At 61.5% G+C, this 6503-nt stretch carries 3 protein-coding genes, 2 tRNA genes and 1 rRNA gene; all 6 read left to right on the top strand.

What is annotated here, in order from left to right; genetic code table 11:
* The first annotated feature begins 55 nt into the window (after positions 1-55).
* The 6 genes from rrf (at position 56) to ASD00_RS02850 (ending at position 6503) form a co-directional block, all read left to right on the top strand.
* A 5S ribosomal RNA gene (gene rrf / locus ASD00_RS02875) occupies positions 56-170 on the top strand.
* Positions 171-655: 485 nt separating this feature from the next.
* Positions 656-732: transfer RNA gene (locus ASD00_RS02870), tRNA-Met, on the top strand.
* A 108-nt stretch (positions 733-840) separates the two neighbouring features.
* Positions 841-917, top strand: a tRNA-Met gene (locus tag ASD00_RS02865).
* 358 nt (positions 918-1275) lie between these two features.
* Positions 1276-3588 (top strand): heavy metal translocating P-type ATPase, encoded by a 2313-nt coding sequence (locus ASD00_RS02860; RefSeq protein ID WP_057204428.1) that lies wholly within the window; start codon positions 1276-1278, stop codon positions 3586-3588.
* Positions 3589-3837: 249 nt separating this feature from the next.
* Positions 3838-5373: an ABC transporter ATP-binding protein gene (locus ASD00_RS02855; RefSeq protein ID WP_025425376.1), complete on the top strand. Its 1536-nt coding sequence runs from the start codon at positions 3838-3840 to the stop codon at positions 5371-5373.
* Positions 5370-6503 carry an ABC transporter permease gene (locus tag ASD00_RS02850; protein ID WP_025425377.1) on the top strand — a complete coding sequence of 378 codons (1134 nt, stop codon included), beginning with the start codon at positions 5370-5372 and terminating at the stop codon, positions 6501-6503. The genes ASD00_RS02855 and ASD00_RS02850 overlap by 4 nt, the downstream gene beginning before the upstream one ends.

Below are 6503 nucleotides of genomic sequence, written 5' to 3'. Positions count from 1 at the left end.
CACCAGCTTCTCATTCGGTTTGCCCCAGCTAAGGGCAAATCTTGCGCTTTGCCGACCTGGTGGTTCTGGCGGGGTGGCTGCACCCGTTCCCATTCCGAACACGGCCGTGAAACGCCCCAGCGCCGATGGTACTTCGTCTTAAGACGCGGGAGAGTAGGTCGCTGCCAGGTCTGCAAAACGCAAGATAAAAAAACCGCCGCTCCCCTTCGAGGCATAGCCGAGAAGGACAAGGCAGCGGCGAAAACAAACCGAAAATCTTCTCTGAACAAACGCTCGGCCAAGCCGAAACGCAAGGGCCGCCTACAAGCGGCCTTTTTGCTTAGTCTTAAGACGCGGGAGAGTAGGTCGCTGCCAGGTCTGCAAAACGCAAGATAAAAAAACCGCCGCTCCCCTTCGAGGCATAGCCGAGAAGGACAAGGCAGCGGCGAAAACAAACCGAAAATCTTCTCTGAACAAACGCTCGGCCAAGCCGAAACGCAAGGGCCGCCTACAAGCGGCCTTTTTGCTTAGGTAAAATCAGAACGTCCCTTACGCGAGACAAATCCGTCGGATTTGCTCGGCACAGACCGTAAATCCCAAAGGGATTTACCTTATCGCGATAAACCGCACAGCGGTTTACGCACCGGATAAACCGCATAGCGGTTTACCGAGATGGCGCGGGGTGGAGCAGCCCGGTAGCTCGTCAGGCTCATAACCTGAAGGCCGCAGGTTCAAATCCTGCCCCCGCAACCAAATCAAACAAAAAGCCCGCGAGACCGAAAGGTCSGCGGGCTTTTTGGCGCGATAAACCGCACAGCGGTTTACGCACCGGATAAACCGCATAGCGGTTTACCGAGATGGCGCGGGGTGGAGCAGCCCGGTAGCTCGTCAGGCTCATAACCTGAAGGCCGCAGGTTCAAATCCTGCCCCCGCAACCAAATCAAAAAAAAAGCCCGCGAGACCGAAAGGTCSGCGGGCTTTTTGGCGTTCAGGGGCAAAGAAAACAAAACCGGCTAACCGCCAAGCGCGCCCAGAACAAAGTCCAGGACCTTCGGTCTAAGAAGACGATGGCCCACGATGGCCCACGGCAGCCTGCAATATGCAACGAAGGCCTACAGTCCGCTATCTCTGGTTTGCCCTCATCCGCCAGAGGTAGGCCATGCCCTTTTCAAGCATGCGGAAACGACTCCGCAAGGCAGCATTCGGCGAAAAACTTCGCTTGGTCGTGCAATTTGGCCTTGCAGCTCTAGTCACTAGAGGTCGTAGCCTTGCGTCAAGATATGCAAGGAGCAGGTCATGGCAGCAAATATTCGCGAAAACCGATATCGGGTCGAAGGCATGGATTGTGCTTCCTGCGCATCGAAGATCGACACCGCCGTCAGGCGCATGCCTGGTGTTGAAGATGTCTCGGTTTCCGTTGCCGCGGGCACGATGTCGGTCAAGCATGCCGACGACGGCGATCTTGCCGCGAATATCGTCAGCTGGGTCGGAAAGCTCGGTTACCGGCTGCATCCGATTGCCGCCCACCAGAAGCCCGCGGTTGTCGCCATACACACTTGCTCGGGCGATCACGACCATGACCATCCTCACGATCACGATCACGATCACGATCATGGGCACGGCGACAAGCATGAGAAGCACGCGCATACCAACGACCACGAACATCAGCACAGCCACACCGCGGCCGGGGCAGCTTCATCGCAGCAGCCCAGTTCCCATGCCCATGATCACGGGCCAACGAACGGCCCCTGGTGGCGCTCGGCCAAGGGCCGGCTGACCATCGCCTGTGGTCTGGCTCTGGCCGCCGCCTATGGCCTTGGGCATCTTGTTCCGGCCACCGAGCCCTGGATCTTCACGCTTGCCATGCTGGTCGGCCTGCTGCCGATTGCGCGGCGCGCCTTCGCAGCGGCGACCTCGGGCACGCCGTTCTCGATCGAGATGCTGATGACCATTGCGGCGGTGGGTGCCGTCTTTATCGGCGCGACGGAGGAAGCGGCGATGGTCGTGCTGCTCTTCCTCGTCGGCGAACTGCTGGAAGGCGTCGCCGCCGGCAAGGCGCGGGCCAGCATTCAATCGCTGACGGCGCTCGTGCCGAAGTCGGCCTATCTCGAGCGCAGCGGTCGGGTCGATGAGGTCCCGGCGGATAGCCTGGCGGTCGGCGCCGTCATTCTCGTCCGACCCGGCGACCGCGTTCCGGCCGATGGCATCATCCTCTCTGGCGAAAGCGCCGTCGACGAGGCACCGGTCACTGGTGAAAGCACGCCGGTGCACAAGGCAGTGGATGATGCGCTTGTCGCCGGAACGGTGAATGGCGACGGGGCCTTGCGCGTACACGTCACGGCTGCGGCCTCGGACAATACCATTGCCCGAATCGTGCGGCTCGTCGAGGAGGCGCAGGAGAGCAAGGCGCCGACCGAACGCTTTATCGATCGCTTCTCGCGCTACTATACACCGGCCGTCGTTGTTGTCGCCGCCCTGGTCGCGATCCTTCCGCCACTTCTGGGCAGCGGCGTCTGGAGCGAGTGGGTCTACAAGGGGTTGGCGATCCTGCTGATCGGCTGCCCCTGCGCCTTGGTGATCTCGACTCCGGCTGCGATCGCCGCCAGCCTTTCGGCCGGTGCCCGCCGCGGCCTGCTCCTGAAGGGCGGCGCCGTGCTTGAAAATGTCGGCAAGATCACCGCCGCAGCATTCGACAAGACAGGTACGCTCACCGAAGGCAAACCGCGGGTGACTGATATCGTCGGCTTCGCCCGCGCCGAGAACGAGGTGCTGGGCTTGGCCGCAGCTCTTGAGCAGGGATCGAGCCATCCTCTGGCACGGGCAATCCTGCAGCGCGCCGACGAGCTGAAACTGCAGGTCCCGGGCATCACGACGGTCAAGGCTATCGGCGGCAAGGGTCTTGAAGGCGTCGTTGGCGCCGCCACCCTGTTCCTCGGCTCGCCCCACGCTGCCGATGACCGCGTGCCGATGTCGCCTGATCAGAAGGCGCGCATTGCGGCTCTGAACGACGAGGGCAAGACGGTCTCGGTGCTGATCTCCGGCAATGAGATTATCGGCGCCATCGCCATGCGTGATGAGCCGCGCCCGGATGCGGCAGTCGGCGTCAAGGCGTTGACCGACGCCGGCATTCATGTGGTCATGCTGACTGGCGACAACCGCCGCACGGCGGAGGCGATCGGCCGTCAGTTCGGCATGGAGGTGCGCGCCGAACTGCTGCCGCAGGACAAGCAGCGCATCGTTGGAGAATTGAAGAAATCCGGCTTCAATGTTGCCAAGATCGGAGATGGCATCAATGATGCGCCGGCGCTCGCTGCAGCCGACGTCGGCATCGCCATGGGCGGCGGCACGGACGTGGCGTTGGAGACCGCCGACGCGGCGGTGTTGCACGGCAGGGTCAGCGATGTCGCCGCGATGGTCCGGCTTTCCCGCTCTACAATGCGAAACATTGTCCAGAATATCACTATTGCGCTTGGCCTGAAGGCTGTTTTCCTCGTCACCACGATTGCGGGTATCACCGGTCTGTGGCCGGCCATTCTCGCCGATACCGGCGCCACGGTGCTTGTGACCATGAATGCGCTGCGCCTGCTGCGGCCCGTCCAAACCGCTTGAAGCAAAAGCATAAAACTGAACCGGCGGCATCGAATGCCGCCGGTTTTTTGTTGCGATTACGGCCGATCTGCCTGTGTATATTCACGCTGGACTCTCATCAGCGATCCGGTGAGAGTATAAGGAGATCTCGATTGAGGGCTTCCGTGCCGGGAAATCGATGATAAACTTATACCAAATGGTAAAAAAATCGCCGGCACGGTTTCTGGGAAGAAGACCGAAGCGGGCCAGTTTGGGGATCGTAAGGCCAATATGGACAGTATTGCCATCGAACTGCGTGGGATCGACAAGAGCTTCGGTCCGGTTCACGCCAACAAGAATATCAATCTGAAAGTCCGCAAGGGTACGATCCACGGCGTCATCGGTGAAAACGGTGCGGGAAAATCGACCCTGATGTCGATCCTGTACGGCTTTTACCAGGCCGATAGCGGCGAGATTCACGTCGATGGCAAGCAGGTCTCGATCCGGGATCCGAATGCGGCGATCGCTGCCGGCATCGGCATGGTGCACCAGCACTTCATGCTGGTCGAGAACTTCACCGTTCTCGAAAACGTCATGCTCGGCGCGGAAGAGAGCCAGATCCTCAACAAGGGCATTGCCAAGGCGCGCATCGAGCTGAAGCGGCTGGAGCGCGAATACGCGCTCGAGGTCAATCCGGATGCCGTGATCGAGGAATTGCCTGTCGGCTTGCAGCAGCGCGTCGAGATCCTCAAGGCGCTCTATCGCCGGGCCGATATCCTCATTCTCGATGAGCCCACCGGCGTGTTGACGCCGGCCGAGGCCGATCATCTCTTCCGCGTTCTCGAACAGCTGAAGAGCCAGGGAAAGACCATCATTCTCATTACCCATAAGCTCAGGGAAATCATGGCGATCACCGACGAGGTTTCGGTGATGCGCCGCGGCGAGATGGTGGCAACGCGCACGACGGCGGAAACCTCGGTCGAGGAACTCGCCGAGCTGATGGTCGGCCGCCGCGTGCTGCTGCGCGTCGAAAAGGGCGAGGCCAAGCCCGGCGATGTCAAGCTTTCGGTCAACGGTCTGACCGTCAAGGACGGCCGCGGCGTCACCATGGTCGACAATGTGTCGTTCAACCTTAGGGCCGGCGAGATCGTCGGCATTGCCGGCGTCGCCGGCAATGGCCAGTCGGAACTCCTGGAGGCGATCTCCGGTATCCGCCGTGCCGTTTCCGGCGAGGTGCACCTCAATGGCAAGCCGATCGACGTCACCGGCCATGCCGACCCCAAGGAGCTGCGCGATCGTGGCCTCGCTCATGTGCCGGAAGACCGGCACCACGTCGGCCTAGTGCTGAAATTCGAGGAATGCGAAAACGCCATCCTCGGCTATCACCATGACAAGCGCTACCTCAACGGCGTCTTCCTGAATGTCGACGCCATCCGCAAGGATGCCGAGCAGCGGATCGCCGAATACGACATCCGTCCGCCGAACGCCCGGCTGAAGACCGCGAATTTCTCCGGCGGCAATCAGCAGAAGATCGTTCTCGCCCGCGAGATGGAGCGGGGGCCGGACGTGCTGATCATCGGCCAGCCCACCCGCGGCGTCGATGTCGGCGCCATCGAATTCATCCACAAACGGATCATCGAGATGCGCGACCAGGGCAAGGCTGTCCTGCTTGTTTCCGTCGAACTCGATGAGATCCGCGCCCTGTCGGACCGTATCCTGGTCATGTTTGCCGGCCGTGTCGTCGGCGAGCGCGATCCCGATGCGACCGAGGGCGAGCTGGGCCTGCTGATGGCCGGCGTCGAAGGCCGCAAGGAGGCCGCAGAATGAGCAATCCCTATGCAAAGCTTCCAGGTTGGGTCGAATACGGCCTCGTCCCGCTGGTCAATCTCGCCGTCGCGTTTCTGGTTGCCGGCCTCGTGGTTCTGCTCGTCGGCGAAAATCCGTTCGAGGCGGCCTATCACCTGATCAACGGTGCCTTCGGTCGCGGCGAATATATCGGCTTCACGCTCTACTACGCCACCACCTTCATCTTCACCGGCCTTGCGGTCGCGGTCGCATTCCATGCCGGGCTTTTCAACATCGGCGGCGAGGGCCAGGCCTATGTCGGCGGCATCGGGGTCGCGCTCGCGTGCCTCTGGCTCGACCAGACGATGCCGTGGTTTGTGGTCTTCCCGCTGGCGATCATCGGTTCGGCCGCTTTCGGCGCTGCCTGGGCGTTTCTGCCCGGCTGGCTGCAGGCCAAGCGCGGCAGCCACATCGTCATCACCACGATCATGTTCAATTTCATCGCGTCGAGCCTGATGGTCTATCTGCTGACGCGGGTGTTGAAGCCGCTCGGCTCGATGTCGCCGCAGACGCGCACCTTCGCCGAAGGCGGTCAGTTGCCCAAGCTCGATTGGCTTCTGGGGATCTTCGGGCTCGATATCGGCACGGCGCCATTCAACGTTTCGTTCCTGCTGGCCCTTGTCGCGGCCTTCGGCGTCTGGCTCCTGATCTGGCGCACCAAGCTCGGTTACGAGATGCGCACCATGGGCCACAGTCCGTCGGCCGCGCGATATGCCGGCATGAGCGAGAGCCGCATCACCGTCATCACCATGATGATCTCCGGCGCGCTTGCCGGCATGATGGCGCTCAACCCGATCATGGGTGAGCAGGGCCGCATGCAGCTTGATTTTGTCCAGGGTGCAGGCTTCGTCGGCATCGCCGTCGCCCTCATGGGCCGCTCGCATCCGGCAGGCATCATCCCGGCGGCCGTTCTCTTCGGCGTGCTCTACCAGGGTGGGGCGGAGATCTCGTTCGAAATGCCGTCGATCTCGCGCGACATGATCGTCATCATCCAGGGCCTCGTCATTCTGTTTGCTGGCGCCCTTGAAAACATGTTCCGGCCGGCGATCACCCGGTTGTTTTCCACATCCAGCCGGCGCGCCGCGGTCGTTGCCCAGACCAAGGGAGCTTGA

Origin of the sequence: Ensifer sp. Root31 (genome assembly GCF_001424825.1) — a bacterium.
GTDB classification, from domain to species: Bacteria; Pseudomonadota; Alphaproteobacteria; order Rhizobiales; family Rhizobiaceae; genus Ensifer; species Ensifer canadensis.
The sequence above is the reverse complement of the archived record's forward strand: the minus strand, read 5'-3'. Positions and strand labels throughout refer to the sequence as shown.

Coding starts and splice junctions, on each gene's coding strand:
- ASD00_RS02860 (WP_057204428.1), top strand. CDS start 1,276: ATGGCAGCAAATATTCGCGAAAACCGATATCGGGTCGAAGGCATGGAT.
- ASD00_RS02855 (WP_025425376.1), top strand. CDS start 3,838: ATGGACAGTATTGCCATCGAACTGCGTGGGATCGACAAGAGCTTCGGT.
- ASD00_RS02850 (WP_025425377.1), top strand. CDS start 5,370: ATGAGCAATCCCTATGCAAAGCTTCCAGGTTGGGTCGAATACGGCCTC.